Below are 24180 nucleotides of genomic sequence, written 5' to 3'. Positions count from 1 at the left end.
AGAGATTATCACATACCTGACCTGACCTCGATTCGGTCACCGGCTTGCAGCAACGGGTCGGCCGCTTTTCCTTGTTCGATGGCTTTAAGGTTGTGGTCCTGCGATCTGAGAAAGCCGCTTCCATCGCGGCGCGATATTTTTGCGGTGAATTGACGATCCTGGCGAACGCCACCGGCAGCGAGCAACAGTTGCGTCAGTGTCATCCCCTGACGCAATTCCTTTTCACCGGCGGCCGCTATTTCCCCACCGACATAAACGAACAGACCGGACGCGGGCGAAACACGAATAACATCGCCGGGCATGACCAGCATCGACAGCTCGTCGGTACGATTCACCGAGAGACTTGTTTCCTGGCCGTTTCTGACAACTGTTACGGTCGCGGCATCGGAACGCGGTAAAGCTTCAGCTAACAGCGTGAAGAGTGGCATCGCTTCACGGCGCATTACCTTGCGTCCCGGGTTGTCCACGGCGCCGGTTATCAAGACAAAGTGACTTGCATAGTCGCGGACACTGACCGATGGTCGCGGGTTCTGAATGACCTTGATCTCTGCGCCCAGCCGGCGCGCGATTTCGTCAGGCGTCAGACCGGCGACATTCAGTGGCTTGGCGAGCAAAGGGTACTCCAACACGCCGTTCTTCATCACGGTAAAGAGTGTCGATTCGCGCGTCGCCATGTTCGACAGACGAATGTCGAGCACATCGCCAATCCCAACTCGATAAGTCGAGGTCGGCGCGGTCGCCGGAGCAGGACGCGCTGTCGTGGAATTACCGACGTTCAAGCTCGTCGGTTTCACCAGCTGGTTCACCGCGGCGCGTGGAATGTCGCGAGTGTTTGTTGGGCGTGGCGGCGTGACCACCGTCGGATGAGCAGCCACCGGGACACCTGAATCGCCCCAAGCCGGTTTCGGCTGGTTCGCCATGCCGGCGTCATTCAGGGGCGTATTATTGGGCGCAACGGTTCGATTCCGGGTGGACGAATTCTGATTTTCCTGAACTGTCGAAGGCGCGCCGGTCATGCGCGCTCGGATTTGCGTTTGCGCAGTGGCCGCCGGGACAGCCACCAAGAGGAAGAGAAAAACGAGGGATGTGTTCTTCATCATGACACTCAACTCCACATCAACTTTGCTGCTGGCGTCGGGCAATGACGCCGAATTGCTCGCCCGTCGGGCGACGGGCTTATCAATGTGGATAAACGACTAAAGGCCGCTGGTTTCAGGAAAATTGGGAAAGTTTCCCGCGGACAGGCGGGCAGCGCAGAACTATTCGGAAGGGACGGTCCGCGGTAGGAGTTCACCGGCCATTTGAATTCCGTCCTTACCGCTGTCACGGACGGCTTTCGAGACGGTCAAGAGGGACCCGCCGGGCTCCTGTTGCGCCAGCTTCAGCACCATCGGCAGGTTCACGCCGGAAATAACTTCCACTGTGGGGTCATCAAGAAACATCGAGGCGACATCGGTCGGCGCGCCACCGAACATGTCGGTGATTAGCAAAACGCCTTTGCCCTGAGACACGCGGGCGATCGCGCGCTCCAGCTCGTGACGCGCGACATCCACATCATCATGCCAGTCGATCGACGCTGAAGTGATATGCGGCAGCGGTTTGCCGAGAATCATTTCTGCCGCGGCGAGAAACTCACTTCCCAGGTGTGCATGTGAAACAATCACTCCGCCCACAAGGGGTTGAGGAGCAGTACGCGCTGTGCCGTCGATAACTTTCATGTCGCTCTAACTCTTCGCGTGCGCCGCCTGACGAACGTCGCGATGGACCGCCTGCGCATCGAACCCACCCTTACGCAGACGCGATGCCAGCTCATTCGCAACCATTACCGATCGGTGACGCCCGCCCGTGCAACCAATGCCGACCGTCAGATACGACTTCCCTTCCCGTTTGTATTGCGGCAGCAGATAAGTCAGCAGATCCATGAATCGTCCGACAGTGTCCTCGACTTCGGGCTGCGCGTTCAGGTACTTAATAACCCGCGGATCCTCGCCGGTCAGGTTCTTCAAAGTGGAGATGAAGAACGGATTCGGAAGATGCCGCACATCAAACAGAAGCTCCATCTCTCGCGGCACTCCGTATTTATGACCAAAGCTCAAAACCTGAACGCGCATTGGCGCCGCACTTGTCGAAGGCCGGAATCGCTCGAGTAACACGTTCCGCAGGGAATGAACCGTGTAGTCGGACGTATCGATCACTTCATCCGCCAGAGCGCGCACGCGCTTCATCGCGGTCCGTTCAGTGCGAATCGCATCGTGCAGGCCCTTGCCGCGTTCAGCCGGGTGGGGCCGCCGCGTTTCACTGAAGCGGCGCGCCAGGATCTGATCCGAAGCTTCGAAGAAAAGAACTGACACGGTCAGGCCGCGCCGGCGAAGGCTGCGCAGTTGCGTCGCGAAATCCGCGAGGAACTGGCCTTCCCGAAAGCTGATCACCAGGGCCGCGCGATCAATCCGTCCGCGATCATCATCACGCGACTGCACCAGGCGCGCGAAGGTGGGCAACAACGTCAGCGGCATGTTGTCCACGCAAAAGTATCCCAGGTCTTCAAACGCGTTCGTCGCCGAACTCATGCCCGAACCGCTGAGCCCTGTGATAATGACGACGTCAGGCGCCGTGCCATCAATCGTCTTGGGTTTTTGCTTTGCTGCCATACGTGGCACAGACTTCAGTCTGCGATTTCAACGACTTTGACCCTGATTTGGTTAGAAAGCACAGACTGAAGTCTCTGCCACCACATCGCGAACGGCTTCAATGTAATTGGGACTGTGCATCAATACAAGCACAAACGAAAAGGAGCGCGACCAAAGTGATCCGCTCCTTTGCCGTAATCAAATTCAATTACCGTCACGGCTCGATCAGACCAAAGTTTCCATCCTGACGCTTGTAAAGCACGCCGAGACGGTCTGTGTCCGCGTCGCGAAAGACGACGAACTGGTCACGGCGGCCTGACAAGTCGAGAGCGGCCTCTTCAGCCGTCATTGGTTTCACCGCGTAACGCCGCGCGGCAATGATGCGAGCCGGGGGCGGCGCGGCTTCAATCTGTCCATCCGGACTTGGGGCGTCCGCAGATCGCTTGCGCGCGTGCTGCTTGCGGTCAATGATGCGTTTCTTGAGTTTGAGAGCCTGCTTCTCGAGCTTGTTGATCGCCCGGCTCAAAGCCATGTACATGTCGGCGTTCGTGTCTTTGGCTGCGAGCGTGTGATCGAGCCAGTAAACAACGATTTCGCCGATTTGCCGGTTCTTTTCGATTTCGAGAATTACATGTACGCGCGGCTCGGTTCCATTGAAGACGTTGTTAAGTTTCTTGAATTGCTCTTCAACATGACGTCGTATTGCTGGAGTGACTTCCACATGGCGTCCGGTATATTCAAACTTCATTGCGGTTTTTTGCCTCTCCTGTTGGCGCGCAGGACGAATGTTTTCTGGTCAGCGATGCGAAGCGACGATCAGCACATTAAACAACTGCGCGACGCTCGCGCGACCCGGGAATACTCATTTGGTCCCGGTACTTTGCCACCGTTCTGCGCGAAAGTTTTATTCCGTCTTTCACCAGTATCTTTACCACTTGATCGTCGGTAATCGGGTTGTGAGAGTCTTCTTCTTCTATCAATTTTTTGATCTTTAGCTTGATAATTCGCGTCGAGACTTCTTCGCCTTCCTCGTTCAGCATGCCTTCGGTGAAGAAGCGGCGCAGTTCGATCACGCCCTGCGGGGTGTGGGCGTATTTGCGATTGACGACGCGCGACACCGTCGAAAGGTGCATGCCGATGTCTTCGGCGATGTCTTTCAACATCATCGGCTTGATGTACTGGACGCCATTATCGAGAAATTCGCGCTGGCGATTCACGATCGATTCCACGACGCGATATATCGTCTGGCGGCGGTGCTCGATGTTTCGCAACAGATCGACTGCCGAGCGCATCTTTTCTTTGATGAAGTCGCGCGTCTCCTTGGTCGTGTCGCCCTGCGAAAGCATCTGTTGATAACTGGGACTGATGCGCAGGCGCGGGCTGCCGTCATCGGCAAAGTAGATGATGTAATCGCCGCCCTCGTCCAGCTTCTCGATGTAGATTTCGGGCGAAATCAGAACCGGCTCTTCCGACGAATAGCGACGACCCGGATACGGGTCAAGCGTGCGAATGAATTCCAGCTCAGCCACAAGCGTTTCGACGGTTAAACCAATCTGTTTCGCCAGGTGTGGCAGCTTGTGCTGTTGCAAAGCTTCAAGATGGTCGCGGATCAATTGACTGGCCAATCGCTCCGTCTCGCCGCGCACCTCCAGCTGCGTCAGCAGACACTCGCGCACATCACGCGCGCCGCAGCCAACCGGATCGAGCCTCATCACCAGCTGACGCGCGCGCTCAACAGTCGTTTCCGGCCAACCACCTTGTGCGGCGATCTCTTCGTTGCTCGCATTTAGGCGACCGTCTTCATCGAGATTTCCGATGACGGCTTCCGCGGCGTCGCATACCGCGCCGTCCCCGCAATCCATGTGAAGCTGCCATTCAAGGTGCTCGCTTAATGAAGGCGCCTTCGTAAGAAACTGCTCGAAAGTTGGCGCGTCTTCTTTGTACTCAAATTCCTGGGTCTTGTACCCGGGGTCGAGGTAGTCCTGAAACTCGCGGCCGAAATCCACTTCTTCAAAGGGATCGCGCGTCCCTTCGACCGCAGTGTCTTCCGTGCCTTCGGCCGTGGCTGCTTCCGCATCCATTTCAAAGTCACCGATAGGTTGCGCGTCGGGTCCCGATTCGGAAAACGCGATTTCGCCGTCGCCATTCGAAGACGGCGATCCCAGTTCCGGAGCAGACGCCTCGACGTTCGGCCCGGGCAGGTTTTCGAGCTCGCCACCATTGGCCATGTGGTCGAGGATTTTCTCAGCCAGTTCGCGCGCTTCCTCCTGCGTGGCCACCTCTTCGAGCACCGGATTTTCATTCAGCTGTTGCTGAATCAAATCGGAAAGCTCGATGGTAGTCATCTGCAGCATCTCGATCCGTTGACGCAACTGTGGCGTCAAGACGAGTCGTTGCGAAAGACTGGTGGTTAACCTAACTGACATAGTCGGTGAATCTGCTCTTCAACTGCCGGGGGCTTGCGTGCGGGAATCCCGCGGGGAGATTATAACGCAATCGCGCATCAATCACTCGTCACGTTACATTCGGAACTTCTCGCCAAGATAAAGTCTTCGAACCTCGGCATCTTCTGTCAAGTCCCGCGGCTTTCCAGAGCGAAATATTTTTCCTTCAGCCATGATGTAGGCGCGATCGGTGACGCCGAGCGTCTCACGGACATTGTGATCCGTGACGAGAATTCCAATGCCGCGATCCCGCAAATATAGGATGACGGTTTGAATGTCATCTACTGCCTTGGGATCGATTCCAGCGAATGGCTCGTCGAGCAGGATGAACTGGGGCTCAGTGGCTAACGCGCGCGCGATCTCAGTGCGACGACGTTCGCCGCCCGACAGCGATTCGCCCCGCGTGTTGCGTACATGCTCGATGCCGAATTCCTGAAGCAACTCCTCTACCCGTTTTAGTTGTTCACGACGACGCAGCCCCATGGTCTCGAGAACGGCAAGCAGGTTTTCGGCGACAGAAAGTTTTCGAAAGATGGATGGCTCCTGGGGTAAGTATCCCAAGCCCAGTCGGGCCCGCAGGTACATCGGCAGACGCGTCACGTCCTCACCGCTCAAGGAAATGCGGCCGTCTTCAGGGGTCTCCAGACCGACCATCATGTAAAACGTCGTGGTCTTCCCCGCGCCATTTGCGCCCAGCAAACCAACCACTTCGCCTGGCTCAACGTGGAGGGTGACATCGTCCACCACGCGCCGCCGGCCGTAGGACTTTCGCAAATTGAACGCGGCCAGCGCGTGCGCCGACACGGTCTTTGGTTCAGACTCATTCGCGCGCGGCTGCGCTTTCGTGGATGGCGGAGCTTCGATGGTTTGGGCCAAAACGCTTTCCTTCATTGCGCGGACACTTCGTCTGGCAGTTTAACCGCTCGGACGGCGGCGACAAACTCCCTCATGCGTGCATGGTCTTTCTTACCGGGCGAAAGCTCCAACAAACTGCAGGCGTCAACTGCGTAAGGATGAACTCTGGCAATGGCCTCAGCGACATTTTCGGGGGAAAGACCCCCGGCCAGAAACACACGCGGAAGTCGCCGTTCGGCCTCACGCGCCAGGGACCAGTCCGCCGTTTGACCCGTGCCGCCGCGCAGCTTTGGGTCGTAAGCGTCGAGCATGAACCCATCAACCGGATAGCAACTCAGGCCAGGAAAATCGATTGTGCCGTTCGAACGGACTACCTTAATGGCGAATCGCGTCGGGGCACGCTGCTTCAACTCTGCACAGTACTCAACCGTCTCGTCGCCGTGGAGCTGGATCCCATCCAAGCCGCTGAGTTCGGCAATTCTGTGAACATTCTCGACCGATTCATTCACAAACACGCCGAACATCACGACGCTTTCGTAATCTGATCGAGTTTCGACGCGAAGCGCGGTGATAATTTCGCGCGCGGCATTGGCTTCGATGAACCGCGGGCTTGCGGGGAAGAAATTAAATCCAAGCATGTTGGCGCCTGCTTCAATCGCGGCGCGCGCGTCTTCCAGATTGGTGATGCCGCAAATCTTCACAAACGCCGAACGCGCTGCGATTGGTTCTGATTCGCCGACAAAATCGCGAATCGCATTCGCCGGATCATCGGCCCGCATCAAAGCCTCGCCAACCAAAAATCCGCTGTAGCCCAGTTTGTGAAGCTCACGGACATCAGCAGGCGTCAAACCGCTTTCGCTGACGAGAACCGCATCGGCGGGCGCAAAGCGCGCTAACTTTCCAGAGGTCGTAACCGAAACGTTGAACGTTCCAAGGTCACGATTGTTCACCCCTATCAAGTGAGCACCACAGGCGACCGCTCGATCGAGTTCATCACGGGTGTGAACCTCGACGAGGGCATCCATTCCCAGTTCGTCCTCCGCGACCTCGCGCAGCCGCTTCAGTGTCTGGTCGTCCAATGCGGCAACGATCAGCAACAACGCGTCTGCGCCGGCAACCGCCGATTCGTAAACCTGATATTCGTCAAAAATGAAGTCCTTGCGCAGCACTGGCAGGCGGCTGGCTTCCCGAACCTGCCGCAGATCATCGAGCGACCCATCGAAGTAATCTTCCTCCGTCAGGACCGAAATAGCCGCCGCGCCTGCGGATTCGTAGATCTGGGCTGTCGCCGCTGGGTCAGCCGCGGACTTGATTGGGCCTTTGGAAGGAGATCGCCGTTTGAACTCGGCAATGAGGTTGGGCCGGCTTCTATCTTGCAGCGCTGCAATGAGGCGATGCTGAGACGGTCGGGCAAGCTCGCGCAACCGTTCGAGCGGCATGCGCGCCTTCGCGGCCTTAACGCGTTGGCGCTTTACGCTAATTATTTCAGAGAGAAAATCCATCGGCAGTCACTCGCTCGCGCTGGTCGTCCGCACAAGCTCGTTCAGTTTTCCCACGGCGCGGCCACTGTCGATACTGTCTTCGGCTAGGCGCATTCCCTCTTTCAAATCGGCTGCTGAGCCACCCACGTGCAAGGCAGCCGCCGCATTCAGCATCACGAGGGTTCGGGCCGCGTCTCGCCGCTGCCCGCCCAGGATCTCGCGAATCGTCGTCGCATTTTCTTCCGCGCCCTCTCCTGCCAATCCATCTAGAGGACTTCTCTGAACGCCGAAATCCTCCGGGGCAATCTCGAATGTGCGAGAGTTGCCGTTGGACGCCTCCGCACCAAACGTTTTGTCCGCGAGCGTTATTTCATCAAGGCTATCCGCTCCATGTACGACCCACGCTCGTTCGGTGCCGAGAAGAGTCAAAGCGCGGGCCATCGGTTCGACGAAGTCCCGATTGGAGACACCGATAATCTGCCTTGGCGCGCCTGCGGGATTCGTCAACGGGCCAAGCAGATTGAAAGTCGTCTGCACGCCGAGCTGCCGGCGAATGCCGGCCACGCGCGCGGTGGCGCCATGATAAAGGGGCGCGAACATGAAACAGATGCCAAGCTCATTCAAACATCTCTCAGAGATTTCAGGGGCGACCGAAACGTTGACGCCCAATGCCGACAGCACATCGGCACTACCGCATTTGCTGCTCGCCGCGCGATTACCGTGTTTGGCTACCGGTAGCCCTGCACCCGCAATGACGAACGCTGCCGCCGTCGAAACGTTAAAACACTTGGCTGAACTCGATCCGGTTCCGGCCGTATCAATGAACCGCTCGTGCCGGGACTGAATTCGCGTCGCGCGCGCGCGCATTCCTTCAGCCAGCCCGGCTAGCTCTTCGACTGTCTCGCCTTTGAGCTTGAGCGCGATCAGCGTCGCGGCGATCTGACCGTCGGCAGCCTCGCCGTTAAGCAAAGCTTCAAGGAGATCGTTCGCTTCACTGCGCGAAAGATCTTCGCGGCGCACTAACCGCCCAATGAAGTTTTTGAGTTTGGAGTCTGAGGTCTGAGGTCCCGTGGCTGGTGTTGTGTGATTCATCGTCGCGACGCTTCCATTAATAGAGAGACTCCAGACTTCGCATCCCAGACTCAAAGACTCAGAAAGTTCTTGAGCAGCTTCTTCCCTTCGGTCGTCATGATCGACTCCGGATGAAACTGAACGCCTTCGATCTTTAGTCTGCGATGGCGCAAACCCATGATCGTTCCGTTTGGTGTCGTCGCAGAAATCTCCAATTCATCCGGGAATGTCTCACGCTCGACGATCAGGGAGTGGTACCGGCCCGCGGGGAAAGGATTTTCCAAACCCTCGAAGATCGTCTTGCCGTCGTGCTGCACTCGTGACGATTTTCCGTGGAATTGCCGGGACGCACGCACCACTCGTCCACCAAACACCTGCCCGATCGCCTGATGTCCCAAACAAACGCCCAGAATAGGAAGCTTGCCGGCAAACTTTTCGATCACCGTCATCGCGATGCCCGCGTCCGAGGGCGTTCCCGGTCCCGGCGAAATCAGAATGCGATCCGGCTTCATCGCCTCAATCTGCTCGACAGTGACTTCATCATTGCGCCGGACTTCGATCCGCTCGCCCAGTTCCCCTACGTACTGCACGAGGTTGTAAGTAAACGAATCGTAGTTGTCGATTACCAGAAGCATGTCTGTCAGTGGTCAGTTGTCCGTTGCACGATCGTTGGTGCTTTGTGCTTTGTACTTTGTACTTTGATGTGTCATCCCAGAGTACCTTCAAATTGAAAGTGGGTCTGGGTTAAGGAATCAAAGTACAAAGAACTAAGTACAAAGCACAAAAGACCAACTGACTACTGACAACGGACCACTGACAAGTCTGACTACGGACTATCTCTTTCCGCGGCGCGCAACCTAAGTTCAATACTGGCCCGGCTATTCTTCGCGGCCCAACCCGCCGCCGTCACGCCATCTACATCGCGAATCTTCGGATCGGCGCCGCGGGTAAGCAGCACGCTGACAATCTCCTCGTGCCCGTAGGCGGCCGCCCACATTAGGGGCGTGCCTCCCAACGCGTTCTTGACGTTCGGATTCGCACCACCGTCCAGCAGCAGTTTAAGTATCCGTGCGTTTCCGTAAAGCGCGGCACCGTGCATGGCCGCGTCACCGTCCTTGTCCTGATGATTCACATCCCCGCCACGTTTCAGAATCAACCCCACGGCTTGTTCCCGCTGATGCCACACGGCGAGCATCAAGGCCGTCATGCCTTCCGGATTTTCAGCTTTGAAATCTACGTTCGGTCGCGCAAGCAGGATGTCGGTGACAATGTCCTGATCTTCTGACAACGCAAGCAAGAGCGCAGTCCAGGAATTACGCCCTTGCGCATTCACATCTGCGCCGCCGCGTAACAGGGCTTCGACGATGGTGGCATCACCGCGCGCGGCGCTTGCGGTCAGAGCCGTATCACCGTCTGCGTTCTTCGCGTTCACGTTGATGCCGGCGCTGATAAAACCGTTAATCGCCATGACATCGCCGGCCGCCGCGGCTCTGAAGAAGGAGGACTCGTCGAAATCGTATCCACGCAGTTTTAGGAATTGCTTCGACGCTTCCGGTGTCGGCTGATCGCTCGAGGTCCCTGTGCATGCACCCAGACACATACATAGCGCCATCGCCGCGTATTTAGCGGACCGGCGGAAAACCGTAGGTTTGCGACTATTTTTCACAGCGCGAGACAGTTGCATGAGTAATTCTGACCGGCGAAACGGGTTTCTCTGCCTCCGCCGGCGCCCGGTTGATCGAGTCGGCGACTTCAATCCCGCGCAGCACACGACCGAACGCCGCAAACTTTCCGTCCAGATGCGGCCCATCACCGACCAGAATAAAGAAGTGCGTCGTGGCGCTGTTCGGCTCTTCGCCACGGGCCATCGACACGATTCCGCGCACGTGTTTCACGTCGTTAGGCTCGTCGGGCAGCGACCGTTGCATTCTGGCCGACAGTTCCCCGCCCCACTTCTCGCTCGTGGAAAGATTTCCACCCTGAATCACAAAACCTTTCACGGTGCGGCTGAAGGTTGTCGTGTTCAGCGCGCCCGAAGCCGCCAGATTTAAAAACCCGCGCACGGTTTCAGGCGCCTTGTTCGGCAACGTCTCAAAGACGATGAGGCCCTGTTCGGTTTCGAGTGATACACACTGGCCCGTCATCTGTTCGACTGACGCGCCCACGAACGGTTCAACCTTTGGAGTAGGCGACGCAACCGGTCGCGCGTTGGCTTTCTTCAAAGTGTCCGCGGCCGGCGATGGATTCTGTGCGCAAACCGCAGTCGCAGCAGCCGCCAGGATTAACAGAAGTTTAACTAAGGTCATAGGCCTCTCTCAGCCAACTCGATCGCGCGAAATAGCGCGCGCGCTTTGTTGACGCATTCTTCGTACTCACGCTCGGGGACTGAGTCGGCAACAATGCCCGCGCCCGCCTGCACGGTAGCCACGCCGTCGCGCAAATGGATCGTGCGGATGGCGATACAGGAATCCAGGTTGTCAGCGTAATCGACATAAAGCACGGACCCTGCGTAAACGCCGCGCTTCGCCGGTTCCAGCTGATCGATGATTTGCATTGCCCGAATCTTGGGCGCGCCGGTGACTGTGCCCGCAGGAAAACAGGAACGCAAAGCATCGAATCGATCCAGATCGTCACGCAAGCGCGATCGCAGGCTGGTCACCAGATGTTGCACATGCGAATAACGTTCGATCGACATCAGCGCTTCGACTTTCACCGAACCGTAATCTGAGACGCGTCCCAAATCGTTTCGCCCCAGATCCACCAGCATTGTGTGCTCGGCGACTTCTTTCTCGTCACTGCTCATCTCTTCGCCGAGCATCCAATCTTCCGCTTCGGTCGCCCCACGTCGCCGCGTGCCCGCAATCGGACGGTAATCCAAACGCTGACCGTGACAGCGAACCAGCATCTCGGGCGATGATCCGATGATCGTCTCGCTGCCCATGCGCAGCAGGAACATGTAAGGTGAGGGGTTTGTCGCGCGCAGCGCTCGATAAATCGCCAAAGGATCGGCGGCAGTTGGCTTGGTGAATTTCTGGGCGATGACGGCCTGATAACAGTCGCCGGCCGCGATGTGTTGTTTCACCTTTTCGACCGCTGCTTCGAATTGCGGCCGGGGCCAATTGGATTGGAAGTGAACGGTTGTCTGACCGATTGTCGGCTGACTTGAAGGAACAGTTATCGGCTGACTCAGGAGTTTCTCTATTCGCTCAGTCTCGCGAACAGCTTGGTCGTAAAGAGCGCGCAACGCTTCACGCTCGCCCGATGCTTCAGACACGAACACGATGGAAGTGATTTCAATTTGCTGCTGCACGCGATCGAAGGCCAGCACGGTGCGGAAGAACATCCAGGCAGCATCATCTGCATCCGATTGATGACCATTGCGGCCCAGCACAGGCTCGAACCAGCTCGCCGCGTCATACCCGAGGTAGCCGACCGCGCCGCCGCACAACGGCGCTAATCCGGGTCGGCGCGCCAACTTCTTTTCGCGAAATGTCTCGCGCAGGACATCAACCGCATTCCGCTCGACTGTTTCCTGCCGGCCCTCCTTCTGAATCGTGGTGGTGTGGCCGCGACCGCGAGCAATCATCCACGGGTCCGCCCCCACAAATGAATAGCGAGCAAGTCTTTCCCCGCCTTCGATCGATTCCAGCAAAAACGAATAGGACGCGTCGCCCGAAATCCGCAGAAACGCTCCGAGGGGCGTCTGCAGATCCGCGAGCACCGTCCGCGTCACCGGCACCACGTTTCCGCGCGCGGTTTCACGTTCGAATTCTTCGAAGGTCGGTGGCGTTAGATCCAGCATCGGGGCGTAGATTATCAACTTTGCGCCGGCCGACAAACTGTTTGCACGACGAGGCCGGAAAGCGTCCTATAAAGAGAGCATGTTCGAGACCGACACAGTTTTACCGCCCGTTCCTGTCATTGAGGCCTTCAAGAAAGACGTCGACCGGACATTGATTAGAGAGACCTAGAAACTAACGGTTGAGCAGCGGGTTGAAAAGCTCATGGCCTTGCAGCGGGTCGCTGAAGAGTTGTGCTACATGGGCCGAGAGGACCTAGTTATCGGGTTAACAGAGGCGGCGCTCAGAGCATTCGATTGGCGGCCAGCCAGTGTCCCCCATCAACAACCAGCACCGCGCCGTTGATGTAACTGGCTGCGTCTGAGCAAAGGAAGACGGCGGCTGTTTCGATGTCCTGGATGCGGCCCATGCGGCCGAGTGGCACACGGAGGCGAAGTTTCTCTTTGATTGCTTCAGGAACGAGGCGCTTCATCCCCTCTGTATCTTCGATTGGACCCGGCGCAATCGCGTTAACACGAATGCCATAGCGGCCCCACTCGACCGCGAGATTTCGCGTGAGCGCATCGACGCCGGCTTTGGCCGCCGAGACATGCAGCTGCATTGGCGTCCCGAGATAGTGCAGCGTCGCGCTGATGTTCAGAATCTGTCCGCGGTGCTGCTTGAGTTGATCGAAGGCGGCACGGCAGACGTTAAAGGTGCCTTTCAAATCGATATCGACGACTGTGCCGAAGCCGTTCGGTGAAAGCTCCTCCGGTTTGCAAAGAAAGTTTCCGGCCGCGCCGTTCACGACTATATCGATCCTGCCGAAGCGCTCAACGGTAGCGGTAATGGCGGTCGCCACCTGATCCGGATGGCGAACGTCAGCCGCGACGGCGAAGGCTTCACCAGCGGCACCCGTCCGCGCTTCGTTTATAGCTGCGGCCGCCGGCTCGAGGTGTTCCATGCTGCGGCTAACCAGCGTGACGTTCGCGCCTGCTTCGGAGAGTGCGCGCGCCACGCCTCCGGTGATACCGGTGCCGCCGCCCGTTACAAACGCAACATGTCCGGTCAGGATACCGGGAGAGAATAGTGACGTCATGATGAGCTACTGCTTCCTGCGCTTTAAGAAGTACGCGCACTGATTGTTGTCGGGGCAGGAAGCAGCCGCGAGTTCCCAGCCGACTGAGCCTTGTGAATTCAGCATCGGACTCTGACTGGGATGACCATAGACAGTCAGGTATTCCCAGCGTTCGGTCTCAGCTGTTTTCGTCTGTCCGCTGATGCCGAATCCGATTGCGCCTAACAGCGCGAGTGCGCCCACAAACCAAAACTTCCTGTGTTTCATCGATACACCTCACTTCAACTTTCTAGTCTAACCGCCGGCAATGAACGGTCTTGCCTGAACTATGTAGATCTGTCCGCGCATGTAAGCCCATTCGATGTCCTGGTCGCGTCCGCCGAATACGCGTTTGATGTTTTGCCCCGCGGCCGCAAGCCGTCGCACCACCGCATCGCTGAGAACAGCTCGTTCGCCGCTAATCGGAATTTCTTTGAGGCCGCCGTTTTCGTCGAACGTCAGCAAACTGTCTTCTTCGGAGCGTGTCAGGACTTGAACGGCGTTAGCACGCGGCCGGAATACCACCTGTTCGGCCACTCTCTGGCCTTCGACCACTTTGATACCGAGCCCGCGCTTGGCGCTGATGAAGATGGCTTCGCGCGCGTCACGATTGAATGGATCCGTCGTAATCATCACACCCGAGCTTTCAGAATTAATGCCATCCTGAATCAGCACGGCCATGAATACTTTCATGTGATCAATGCTGGCGCGCTCGCGTGCTTCGTAAGCCTGGAAGTTCCAAACCGACGCCCAAACGGTCTTAATACCTTCGATCAATTGCTCGTCCGTCCGCAGATTCGGCATGCTGGAGTAGAGCCCGGCGCCGCTGAAATTTGGCAAATCCTCGCTGTTTGTTGAGCTGCGCGCGAACACGCCTCGACCGCCGAGGTCGGCCCGCCACCGACGCAGCACTTCGGCGCGCAGCTTCGCGTCGAACGTTCCCCGCTGAATCCTTTCCCGGAGTTTCGTCAGCTCGCTGCGCCGATGCGCCGGGTCGTGTATGAACTGTTTGTCTTCCAGCAGCTCGTAAATCTCGTCATCGATATTGTTCTGTTTGATGAACGCATCGTAGTACGAGAATGGAACTGTGAATCCGGGCGGAACCACGAAACCCGGCAGGCGGGCCCGAATCAACTCGCCAAGGTTCGCCGACTTTGCGCCGTACGCGACAGATGATGCTCTTCGCTGTGCGGTTAATGGCGCAAGCCCCGTCACTGACAAATCGAACCGCGGGGTCATGATGTCGCGCCGCTGCTTCATCCGCTGCTGATACTCATCAAGGGCATTATTGTCGGCCAGTTTGATTGAGTAGCCGTCACGACGCGCGTCGAGCTGGATCCACCGGCCGTCATATTGCTGGAAAAGCTCGTGCGCGTTCTTGATGTAAACGTTCGGCACGCCCCAGCCTTTGGCGAGCAGATTGATGTGCGAAAGCGGCGTCGAAGGTTTGCCCGTAATGATTCCGGCGACCGGCGGCAATTGAATCGGGACTTCGTCAAGCACGAGAATCTCGTTGGAACCAATCTCCACATGGTCATCCAGTTTCCGGATGACGTGAATCCGGCCAAGGCCTTTGGCGACGTTCAATGCCTGATATTCCTGCCCCCGGAGGATCTCAGCTTGCAGCACGCGTGTTAACCCGGCGATGTTGGCTGAGGCTTGCTCCTGCCGCAGCGAATTCGGCTTGTAAGCAACGGGCGTGAAGAATGTCCGGTTGATGACTTCGGAAGTTAGTTTGATCTGTTCGGGTGGAATCAGATCGCCTTCCCAGAATTCAAACGTCCATTTTCTGACTGGGGTTTGATACGCCACCGTACCCAGAATGAATCGCCGGTTCGGCTTGATGTAATTGTTCTCGAAAAACACCTGACCGCGTTCAAGCGAAAGGTAAGTGCCGTTAACGAAGTCCTTGTGAAATTTGTAGCGCTTTGAATTGACGTAGTAGATGTGGTTCTTGTTCTGCCGGTCGATCACGAACATCACATGGGGCAAAGCATAGGGCGTATCCTGATCGTAAACGACGCCCAGCGAATCAAATTCGGGCCGGGAACGCACCGCCGGGAGCGAATTCGGACCCTGAGCCTGGCCCACCGCGGACGCTGGGGCCAACGTCCACAGAATCAAAACCAGAAGTAACAGCAATTGCTTTCGAATCATCAGGTTTACTGCTGCGCCTTACACAAATTGCTGGCGTGAGCCAACACCTTCCTGAATTGAAGGGCCGCGTCTTTATTTTTAAAGTTGATACTCGCCGTTTCCGTCAATGCATCCTCAAGCGTTCGGCCCATCGTCCCACCATCGTTCGCGTGCGTGAAGAGCTTGATCTTGGGCTGATAGTCCCGCGTCGTCATTGTAACCGTCGCATAGTCTCCCAGGTCCGACACCCTAACGGCTTCGGGATTAATGTCAGCGAGATTAATCCGATACTGCATGATCGGATTAATTAACGCCGGCGAGACCTGCGATGTGCGGATTAAGGGCACAACACGGTACGCGATTTCGCAATTATCAAAAGCCAGGGGCTCAAACCTCCTGGGTCTGACCACGTCGTTGGTTGCCCCATGCCGTTCAATGTGCGTCTTCAACCACCGCAGAGTATCGGCGAGTTGCGTTTGGTTTGCGGCCGACGGTAAGTCAGCAGGCAACTCTTCGCGATCGGTAGGCGGCGGCGAAATCGCGTCAGCGTTCGCGGGAGTGATGGTGTCCGCAAACTCACGAAGAATGGTCTTTTGCATCGGACGAAGGGGAAAGACGGTGTCGCCGATCTTCATCGCCACCTCATTAGCACGGGCCAACAACTTTAAGTCCGCTAAGCTCAACTCGTCGATCGACATGAATTCAACCGTGAGTTCGTCCTTCTTATGAGCCGTCGTGACCACTGCGGCCGAAGGCAGGGACACGCTGAACCCAAGATTCGACTTGGGCGCTTTGGGATTGCTTATATCTTTTGGATCTTTCTTCTTACCCTCAACATTCGAGTACGTCAGCAAGCCGAAGTCGAGCACTTTAGCGTCGGCCTTGACCAGCAGGCGATGCTTCGCGTCCGGTTGATACAAAGCGCTCGGCGCAAAAGAATAGAATTCAAAGTAGATTCGATCGGGCATCTGTGAAGGTTTTCCCTTCCCCGGGTATCGACCTATCAACTGGATCTGCATGAATTGCGAAGGCGTGTTGACGACGTAGAGGACATCGCTGTGGACGATGGTACGATCGATACTCTTCTCGTATCGGCTGACAACATGAGACTCCTGAGCCAGCCCCGCGCTCGCGGCGAATAAAAATACAACCAGGTGCATGAGCGCGTTTTTCATGGATGTTTCAAGACGCTGACGGCTTCTTGCGCCAGCAATTCTACCAGATCGTCAACGTGCCGCTGCTCAGTCAGGTAACTGTTGATGTTCACGCGCAGCGCCCGGCGGCCGTGAAGAATCGTTGAGGGAAAGAAGGCGTTGCCGCTGCGTTCGATGCGCTGCTGCAAAGCCTGCTGAACCTGATCCTGATCATCCGGCGCCATCGCCCGCACCGTCTCAGGGAGATAACGGAAGCAGCACACTGCCGTCTCAATCTCTCCGACGCGATCGAAATCGGGCAACCGGTCCAAACGTCGCGCGAGGTGTTCCGTCAACTCGAGGTGGCGCTCAGTAGTTTCGGCGTACCCGGATTTGCCCATGAACTTAAAGCACATCCAGAGCTTGAGAGCGTTGAAACGTCGCGTGCCCATCTGACCGTAACGAAAGAAATCGAGCTGCGCATCCGGGAAACCGCGCTGCTCGCTCAAGTATTCCGGCGACATGTCGAACGAGTTGCGCAGAACCTGCGCCCCGTCGCGCACTAATGTCGCGCCGCAGGAAAACGGCACAAACATCCACTTGTGCGGATCGAAGGTGATCGAGTCAGCTAACTCAATGCCGCTCAATTTTGATTTGTGCTTGTCGGAAAAAGCGAGCCCGCCCCCGTACGCCGCATCAACGTGAAACCAAAGATCGTGCTCGCGCGCGACGTCAGCAAGTTCCGGAAGCGGATCAATGACTCCTGTTGAAGTCGTCCCGGCCACGCCGACGATGCAGAAGGGACGGCGGCCCGCTTTAATGTCTGTGCTGATCGCATCTCGCAAACGATCGAGCCGAATGTGAAAGCGTTCGTCCGTTTCAATCTTGCGAAGGCTCTCACGCCCCAGCCCGAGGATGTCGAGACTTTTCTCAACCGAATAGTGACACTGTTCGGACGTGTAGACCGTCAGTTCCCCGGAGGCACGCGCGCCAAGTCGCGGCATGTCGCGAGACACTCGATCACGCGCGCACTTCAGCGCGATCAGATTTGCTTCCGAGCCGCCGCTGGCGAGCACGCCATACGCCGTCGATTCATAGCCGATTAATTCGCACAACCAACGGATCACTCGATCTTCGATTAGCGCGGAAGTCGGCCCATTCCGCCAGGCGCCGGCATTTTGGTTAAGTGACGAAGATAGCGCGTCGGCCCACACCCCGATCGCCAAAGGCGTCGGGTTGAACTGGCCGAAGTAGCGAGGACTCGGAACCTGCATGGCGTGCGGCACAACGTCGCGGGCAAACTTGTCGAGAATTTCCTCTGCCGGGACACCATGTACTGGTAATGGTTCTTCAAATAGCTTCTTGAGATCGTCAGGCGTGGCCCTCGACGTGACGGGTCGCGATTCGAGAGACCGCGCGTGCTCAGCGATCAGCCTGGTGACCGCGTTTCCGAGCGTTTCGTGCAGACGGCTGAGTTCGTCAGGGGTCATGATAAGGTTAGCCACGCCAACGCGAACGACGCTAATGTAAACAGATAAGACGGCAAATGGAAACGGAGGTCGAACAATTCAAACGCGCGCTCGTCGTGAACAGTGCCGGGTTCGGAGTCGAACTTCAATCGGAACACATTGAACGTCTAAGCTCGTATTATGAACTGCTTCTGAAGTGGAATCCGAAACTGCATCTGGTCGCGCCGTGCTCACCCGAAGAGTTCGCTGTCAGACACATTCTTGAATCTCTCACGCTCCTGAAACACGTCCCAACGAATGCGCATGTCGCCGACGTTGGGACCGGCGCCGGGCTGCCCATCATTCCGTGCCTGCTTATGCGCGATGACCTTCACGGTGTATTGATCGAGTCAACGCAACGCAAGGCGGCGTTTCTGAAAGAGGCCATACGCCCCATCAAATCTCCCGCCCGAACTCAATTGATCGTGGCGCGCTTCGAAGACGTGCCTTGCCCTGACGTGGACTTCATCACCTGCCGCGCCCTCGACAAGTTCAGCGAACTGCTACCGAAACTGATCGCTTGGGCGCCCCCAGAAGTGACTTACCTGTTCTTTGCGGGCGAATCGCTGCTGGAGCAAATTCGAAAGCTGCTCCCGGTTCGCTCAGTTGAACGCATCCCACAATCTGAGAAGCGATTTCTCGTCACCGCTGGTGTGCACGAAAACCAGCACTGTTAGGCCTGTCTGGCTGGAACAACCGCCAGGATCCGGCCACACCGCAGAAAAGCGCGAAATGCTGGAGTCGTAGCCTGAATGGGTACGCACGCCTCCGGCGTGCTCAGGCGCGCCAGAGGCGCGCGTACCGGCTATTTAATTGTGACTGTGATTGTTTGCTGACCGGTGACCACGAATTCAGCCGGCGCCAATTCACGCTCGTAAAGCTGCGAGACTGACATCGGCGTGTACCCGCCCGAACTGCGTTCACTGTTTAGCGTGGCGACAGATGACGGCGGCAGATTCGGCATCTCACTCGTCCCGATTACGACGCCGGGCGCTGGCCTTTGCACGCGGAGATAAAGCCGATCGTTCTTCTTCACCTTATTGATTGCGGACACCAACTGATCAAGGTTGAGCGGGACAAACTGACGGGCGGCGGAAGCCTCCTGCAAACTGGCGCCATCGCCGACGGTAATCATCAGCGGTCCTGACGCCGCGTCCGCGGGAATCTGGACCGGAATGCGTTGCACGAATTGCCGTCCGGCATCGGTGCGAAGATAGGCTTGAACTTCAACCGTTTCACCGCTCGCGACTTCAGTTCGATCCAGCGACAGCCGTTCGAGCGATGCCACGTTTGTATCCTCACTGGCCCAAATCTCGAGATTAATTCCCTTGAGCGCAACGTTTTCAAATCCGCTGGTGAGAAGTTCCGCAACCGGGCCCGCTATTGAGCTGGCCGCCAGCATGGTGGCGTTCTGCGAAGCAAACCGACGTTCCAACTCGATTGGCTTTTGTCCTTCGACCGCGATTGAACCGCGCAGGGACAGAGTTGCTTCACCCATCGAGCGCTCCTGCGCGTTGATGCTGTTGAAGACCGTGATCATCAAAAGCAGAGGCGTCAGGTATTCGTCGTTGACCACTTCAAAAGCAAACTTTTGATTCTGATTGCGACTGGTGTGGAGGTTGATTTTGATCGGAATCATTTTGGGCGCGCGGCCCAGCTTTCCGAAAATTCCCGTCGATCGATCCTGCGAAATCGTCCCCACCATCTGACCCGGCACCGCCAGCTTGAACGAGTTGTACGCGTTCGGAATCACTGTGACCACTGAGCTTTCCGCCATCGGCATGTCAGCGCCGCCGAGACTCAGGAACGGATGGCCGAAGGCATAAATGCGCTCGCCGTCGCGCGACGTGACGGTTCCCGACGCCGCGATTGAAAGATCACCACGCACGAGCTGAACACTGACCGACGCGCCTGGCGCCAGCGTGTTTGCGTTGAACGGAGCCAGCGGAGTAATTGCCGCACCGCCGCCGACACCCGCGACGGGCAGGAGGCCGCGGCTAGTCAACTCGTTTGAGAAGAGCGAGAGGCTCTCCTGAGAGATGCCACTGAAAACTACTGGAGTGGCAATCGGCTGAATTTGCTGGCCGATGAACGGCGCGAGCGGCGAACCCGCCGAGACGCCCGCCATCAGCGGGCCATTGGCCATATCTTGCCTCGGCAGCGATGGCTTCCAATCAGTGCGCGCCAATTGCGCCATTGAGACAGGACGCGCACGGCGCGCAATCTTCGGCGAGCCGTTTTCGAAAATGTCGATCATCTGCTCGATCGGGGTTATCCCGCAGATAGGTTCTTTCGCGAAAGGAAAGCTGTAGGCAATTGCGCCTACTAAACGGTTATCAACGTAAACAGGCGAACCGGACATGCCTGCGAAGACCCCGGTTTTAGCTACATTAGGTCCGCTGAGTCGGCCAATGATCAGTGAGTGGCGCGGGCCATTGAAGCTCGGCAACACGCCGATAATCTCGATTCCAAATTCTTCGGACGCGCTGCCGGAAAATACCGTGCGGGCGACGCCCTTCATTCCCGGGCGCAGATCCTCAACGGGCAGAATCGTGTGACCGCCGACGGTCTTGAAAGACACGGGGGTCTTCTCCTGGGCGCCCACAAGCGAAAACATGCTGAGAACAAAGGCAGTGAGGACGAACAACGAAACGATTTGTTTAGTGATTTTCATAATGCGATTGCGCGTGTTCGGAGCAGCGCTGTAAACGGAATATAGCCCAATTCGATTGAAAGTAATAGCATCAACTCCGGTTGACGCTCATGTTCGATGTCCAAGGGTTCATTCTGGTTGGCGGCGCCTCTCGACGAATGGGCCAAGACAAGGCGCAATTGCGGCTCGGGGCTCAGACCATCCTCGAGCGGATAGCCGCTGAGTTGTCTCCGGTCACCTCTTCTGTGACGCTGGTCGGAAGCCCCGAGGCCTATGCCGGGCATTCCCTGCCAACTGTTCCCGATGTCTACGAAAAGTGGGGAGCACTGGGCGGAATCCACGCGGCACTGTCAGCGGCAAAGACTGATTGGATTATCGTGATCGCGTGTGACTTGCCGTTCGTCAAGCGAGATCTCTTCGAATGGTTAAAGAGCTTTGTAGCGGACTCCATTGATTCGATCGTTCCGATGCAGGCCGACGGTCGTCCCCAACCCGTGTGCGCCCTTTACCGTCGCGAAACCTGTCTGCCGGAGATTGAGAGGCTGATCAGCGCCGGCGAACATACTCCTCGGGCCCTGCTGGCAAATGTCAGGACCCGATATGTAGAGTTTTCTGAACTGGGTGATTTACGGGGCGCGGAAAACTACTTCCTAAATTTGAACACGCCGGGAGATTTGGAACGCGCGAGATGGCTTGTGGAAATCGGTGACTCGCTGTAAGTTCGGCACTTCTATTTCGCTGCACTTTTCTGTTGCAAAACATCCTTCTTCCCGCATAATGCGAATCATGGCATCGCGCCGGAGCCCCATCAAACGTTTTGCGACAACTTTTCTGCCGATTGTTCTGATCCTATTGATCGCAGTCGTCGTGGTGATGGGTCTGATTGTTTACAACATCACGCGACCGACGCGCGCCGCTTATCTCGTTACGCCCCAAAGCTTCACCCTCGGCCCAATTCTAAAAGCCAGCGACGCCACCTGGGCTAATCATGATGGTACAAAAGCGCGAGGTTGGCTGATCAAGGGCGATGAAGGCGCGCCCGCAGTCATTCTTCTGCACCGGTATGGCGCGGATCGATCATCACTGCTGAATTTGGCGGTGAAGCTGAACGAAAGCACGGGCTTCACCGTGCTGTGGCCTGATCTGCGCGGGCACGGTTTGAATCCGCCGGTCAACTGGACACTGTTTGGCGCGATCGAGGGCGACGACACCACGGCGGCGATTGATTACCTGCGCACTTTGAAGACCCCGGCGGGACAGGCGCATGTCGGTTTGATCGGAATCTTCGGAGTAGAGCTTGGCGCTTACGCCGCGCTCGATGCCGCCAAGCGCTATCCGGAAGTGCGCGCGCTGGCGCTGGACTCGGCGCCGGGCTCACCGGACGATCTGGTTCGTGCGGCCACCGGTCAACGCACGGCGATGAGCAACGTGTTGTTTCAAAAATTGGGTTGCTGGGGCGTGCGTGCTTACGCTTGGGGTAAATATCAAAGCACTCCGTCCTGTGAACTCGCGCGCGCCTTGCGAAATGTGAAAGTGCAAGTCCTCACCGGACCGGCGAACGATCCGTGGCGTGCTTCCACACTTGAACTCGCAAACTGCTTCAGCGGCGGCGCAGTTGAAGTTAAGAAGGACTTACAACTCACTGCAATAAACCTCAATACTGCCACCGGCGAGCAGGAAGAAGCCTATGATCGGCCGGTGATCGAGTTCTTCAAGAACGCGCTGAAGTAAGCCCGCAATGCGCACGCTCATTGTCGTCGAATGACGTCCCGCCCAACGCCTAGCCGCAGAGTTTTCACAACCGAGCCCGATCCCGTAAGTTTTTTCTCCCGGCCACGCGTGCTTTTGGCGGCGGTCTTCGCGGTTACCCTCCTCAGCTACATCCTGCTAATCAACAGGAACTACTACTGGGACGGAATCTTCTTCGCGCACACGATCGAAAGTGCGCCGCGGCTGAATGCGTCTTTGGTTCACCCCAGCCACCTGCTGGACATGGTTTTTCAATACGTGATTTACCGTGCGGTGCTGCTAACAGGTTTCCAGCCGCGCGCGCTCACGGTCATGCAGGTCAGCAACTGTATTTTCGCGGCGTTGGCAGCATGCGTGTTCTTTAAAATCTGTCTGGAGTCCTTTAAGTCTATCTATGTCTCGCTCGTCTCAACCGCGTTGTTCGCCTTCGCGGCGACGTGGTGGAAGTTCTCGACCGACGCCAACAGCTACATCCTCGCCGTGCTGTTGCTGCTCGTTTGTTTCTTTCTGGCATTACCGCAGCGAAAGCCGAGCCCCTTCACGTTGGCGATGGTTCATGTGCTGGCGATGTTAGTCCATCAGCTGTCGTTTCTCTTTTTTCCCGTGGCCATTGCCGCCTTGATTTTTCAATGTCGAGGCCTCACGAGAAACGATCAGATCAAGTGCGTGGCGAAATACGTGCTGACGGTCGGATCCGTCACGGTCGCGGTTTACTTTGCGATGTTCTATTTGGCGACCGGCAGTCTTTCTGTGCGAGCGTTTGCGACGTGGATTACTTACTTTTCGCCTGAGCACGGTTTCACTTTTAGCGTATGGAACAATCTGGTTCATACGGTGCGCTCGCAGTGGCGCGTCTTTCTGGGCGGACGCACGGGCTTTGTTCGTGATTTGTGGGGCCCGGTAATTCTGACGCTGGTAGCCGGGAGCTCGCTGGTTGTCCTGGCTTTCTTTGCGCTAGTACTGCGCCGCGTCGCAGAACTCAAAGCGGCGGTAACTGCCGCGATTCGAGGGCGCGCGCAATTCAATCCCTTGATGACGCTGTGCATCATTTGGGCGCTTGTCTATATCGTTTTCCTCTTTTTCTTCATTCCCCAAAACACTTTTTACCGTCTGTTCCATTTGCCGGCGTTAGTGATTCTGGCGGCGATATTTCTGACGACGATTCAGAGATCCCCGAATCACGTGCGCAGGTATCGCGCGGCGCTGTTTGCCGCGGCGGTGTTCTGCTCGAACCTGACGCTGTCGCAGTACCCGTCCTCAAAGGTGGTCACGAATCCGCCACTGCAACTGGCATTGAAGTTGGAGCAACGCTGGCCATTAGGAATGGCCGTGTACTATGCGACGCCAAACAGCGATAACCTGTTGGTTCGATACTTCAATCCGACGAGCGTCTGGATTCAGGCTGATGCTGATGTCATGCGTAGAGAACCGGCCAAATTTCCCGAGCCTGCGCACGGTGCCTGGCTCGAAACAACACTCATTGAGCAATTTGAGTTGACGCCTGAAGGGAAGGTCTGGTTGGATGCCCACACCTTTAAGCGACCGGAGTTCGAATTGGTGAACAGAAAATATCGAATTCGATTCAGCCAACTTCGCACCGGCTCATTCAGAAATCCGGTCAACTGAC

22 protein-coding genes are annotated in these 24180 nt (G+C 56.9%); 4 read left to right on the top strand and 18 right to left on the bottom strand.

Annotated features, from left to right (window positions below; genetic code table 11):
* Positions 1-8 precede the first annotated feature (8 nt).
* The 17 genes from VFX97_06305 to VFX97_06225 form a co-directional block, all read right to left on the bottom strand.
* Positions 9-1097, bottom strand: a complete 1089-nt coding sequence (locus VFX97_06305) for a polysaccharide biosynthesis/export family protein (GenBank protein ID HEX5702791.1) — start codon at positions 1095-1097, stop codon at positions 9-11.
* Between the two features lie 162 nt (positions 1098-1259).
* A complete protein-coding gene (locus VFX97_06300; GenBank protein HEX5702790.1) occupies positions 1260-1718 on the bottom strand; it encodes a hypothetical protein in 459 nt (152 codons plus the stop codon).
* Positions 1719-1724: 6 nt separating this feature from the next.
* Complete coding sequence (gene rapZ / locus VFX97_06295; protein HEX5702789.1) at positions 1725-2648, bottom strand: RNase adapter RapZ; 924 nt, start codon at positions 2646-2648, stop codon at positions 1725-1727.
* Between the two features lie 193 nt (positions 2649-2841).
* Positions 2842-3375 (bottom strand): ribosome-associated translation inhibitor RaiA, encoded by a 534-nt coding sequence (gene raiA, locus VFX97_06290; GenBank protein HEX5702788.1) that lies wholly within the window; start codon positions 3373-3375, stop codon positions 2842-2844.
* A 76-nt stretch (positions 3376-3451) separates the two neighbouring features.
* Positions 3452-5053, bottom strand: a complete 1602-nt coding sequence (gene rpoN / locus VFX97_06285; GenBank protein HEX5702787.1) for an RNA polymerase factor sigma-54 — start codon at positions 5051-5053, stop codon at positions 3452-3454.
* A gap of 93 nt (positions 5054-5146) precedes the next feature.
* Positions 5147-5962 (bottom strand): LPS export ABC transporter ATP-binding protein, encoded by an 816-nt coding sequence (gene lptB / locus VFX97_06280; GenBank protein ID HEX5702786.1) that lies wholly within the window; start codon positions 5960-5962, stop codon positions 5147-5149.
* Positions 5959-7428: a bifunctional indole-3-glycerol-phosphate synthase TrpC/phosphoribosylanthranilate isomerase TrpF gene (trpCF, locus tag VFX97_06275; protein HEX5702785.1), complete on the bottom strand. Its 1470-nt coding sequence runs from the start codon at positions 7426-7428 to the stop codon at positions 5959-5961. The genes lptB and trpCF overlap by 4 nt, the downstream gene beginning before the upstream one ends.
* A gap of 6 nt (positions 7429-7434) precedes the next feature.
* Positions 7435-8499 carry an anthranilate phosphoribosyltransferase gene (trpD, locus tag VFX97_06270; protein ID HEX5702784.1) on the bottom strand — a complete coding sequence of 355 codons (1065 nt, stop codon included), beginning with the start codon at positions 8497-8499 and terminating at the stop codon, positions 7435-7437.
* Between the two features lie 50 nt (positions 8500-8549).
* Complete coding sequence (locus VFX97_06265) at positions 8550-9113, bottom strand: aminodeoxychorismate/anthranilate synthase component II (GenBank protein ID HEX5702783.1); 564 nt, start codon at positions 9111-9113, stop codon at positions 8550-8552.
* A gap of 191 nt (positions 9114-9304) precedes the next feature.
* A complete protein-coding gene (locus tag VFX97_06260; protein ID HEX5702782.1) occupies positions 9305-10078 on the bottom strand; it encodes an ankyrin repeat domain-containing protein in 774 nt (257 codons plus the stop codon).
* Positions 10079-10133: 55 nt separating this feature from the next.
* The gene (locus VFX97_06255; GenBank protein HEX5702781.1) at positions 10134-10784 is read right to left on the bottom strand and encodes a peptidylprolyl isomerase; all 651 of its coding nucleotides are present in this window, start codon (positions 10782-10784) and stop codon (positions 10134-10136) included.
* Entirely contained in the window at positions 10781-12280 is a 1500-nt protein-coding gene (gene trpE, locus VFX97_06250; protein ID HEX5702780.1) for an anthranilate synthase component I, read from the bottom strand. The genes VFX97_06255 and trpE overlap by 4 nt, the downstream gene beginning before the upstream one ends.
* 281 nt (positions 12281-12561) lie before the next feature.
* Positions 12562-13356, bottom strand: coding sequence for an SDR family oxidoreductase (locus tag VFX97_06245; protein HEX5702779.1), 795 nt, complete (start codon positions 13354-13356; stop codon positions 12562-12564).
* A 6-nt stretch (positions 13357-13362) separates the two neighbouring features.
* Positions 13363-13602: a hypothetical protein gene (locus VFX97_06240; GenBank protein ID HEX5702778.1), complete on the bottom strand. Its 240-nt coding sequence runs from the start codon at positions 13600-13602 to the stop codon at positions 13363-13365.
* 27 nt (positions 13603-13629) lie between these two features.
* A complete protein-coding gene (locus tag VFX97_06235; GenBank protein HEX5702777.1) occupies positions 13630-15531 on the bottom strand; it encodes a PEP/pyruvate-binding domain-containing protein in 1902 nt (633 codons plus the stop codon).
* A gap of 5 nt (positions 15532-15536) precedes the next feature.
* On the bottom strand, positions 15537-16685 hold the full coding sequence (locus tag VFX97_06230; protein ID HEX5702776.1) for a hypothetical protein: 1149 nt from the start codon (positions 16683-16685) through the stop codon (positions 15537-15539).
* Entirely contained in the window at positions 16682-18133 is a 1452-nt protein-coding gene (locus VFX97_06225) for an aspartate aminotransferase family protein (protein ID HEX5702775.1), read from the bottom strand. The genes VFX97_06230 and VFX97_06225 overlap by 4 nt, the downstream gene beginning before the upstream one ends.
* Before the next feature lie 56 nt (positions 18134-18189).
* Between VFX97_06225 and rsmG the strand changes: the two genes are divergently transcribed.
* Positions 18190-18828, top strand: coding sequence for a 16S rRNA (guanine(527)-N(7))-methyltransferase RsmG (gene rsmG, locus VFX97_06220; GenBank protein HEX5702774.1), 639 nt, complete (start codon positions 18190-18192; stop codon positions 18826-18828).
* 128 nt (positions 18829-18956) lie between these two features.
* On the opposite strand, the gene VFX97_06215 is transcribed toward rsmG, so the two are convergent.
* Positions 18957-20825 carry a hypothetical protein gene (locus VFX97_06215; GenBank protein HEX5702773.1) on the bottom strand — a complete coding sequence of 623 codons (1869 nt, stop codon included), beginning with the start codon at positions 20823-20825 and terminating at the stop codon, positions 18957-18959.
* 89 nt (positions 20826-20914) lie between these two features.
* Here VFX97_06215 and VFX97_06210 point away from each other — a divergent pair, with 89 nt between their 5' ends.
* The 3 genes from VFX97_06210 to VFX97_06200 all read left to right on the top strand — a co-directional run bounded on the left by VFX97_06210 (position 20915) and on the right by VFX97_06200 (position 24179).
* Positions 20915-21523 carry a molybdenum cofactor guanylyltransferase gene (locus tag VFX97_06210; protein ID HEX5702772.1) on the top strand — a complete coding sequence of 203 codons (609 nt, stop codon included), beginning with the start codon at positions 20915-20917 and terminating at the stop codon, positions 21521-21523.
* A 67-nt stretch (positions 21524-21590) separates the two neighbouring features.
* On the top strand, positions 21591-22535 hold the full coding sequence (locus VFX97_06205; protein HEX5702771.1) for a hypothetical protein: 945 nt from the start codon (positions 21591-21593) through the stop codon (positions 22533-22535).
* A 30-nt stretch (positions 22536-22565) separates the two neighbouring features.
* A complete protein-coding gene (locus tag VFX97_06200; GenBank protein ID HEX5702770.1) occupies positions 22566-24179 on the top strand; it encodes a hypothetical protein in 1614 nt (537 codons plus the stop codon).
* Position 24180: the final 1 nt, after the last annotated feature.

It is taken from the genome of Pyrinomonadaceae bacterium (assembly GCA_036277115.1).
Classification (GTDB): Bacteria; Acidobacteriota; Blastocatellia; order Pyrinomonadales; family Pyrinomonadaceae; genus UBA11740.
The sequence above is the reverse complement of the archived record's forward strand: the minus strand, read 5'-3'. Positions and strand labels throughout refer to the sequence as shown.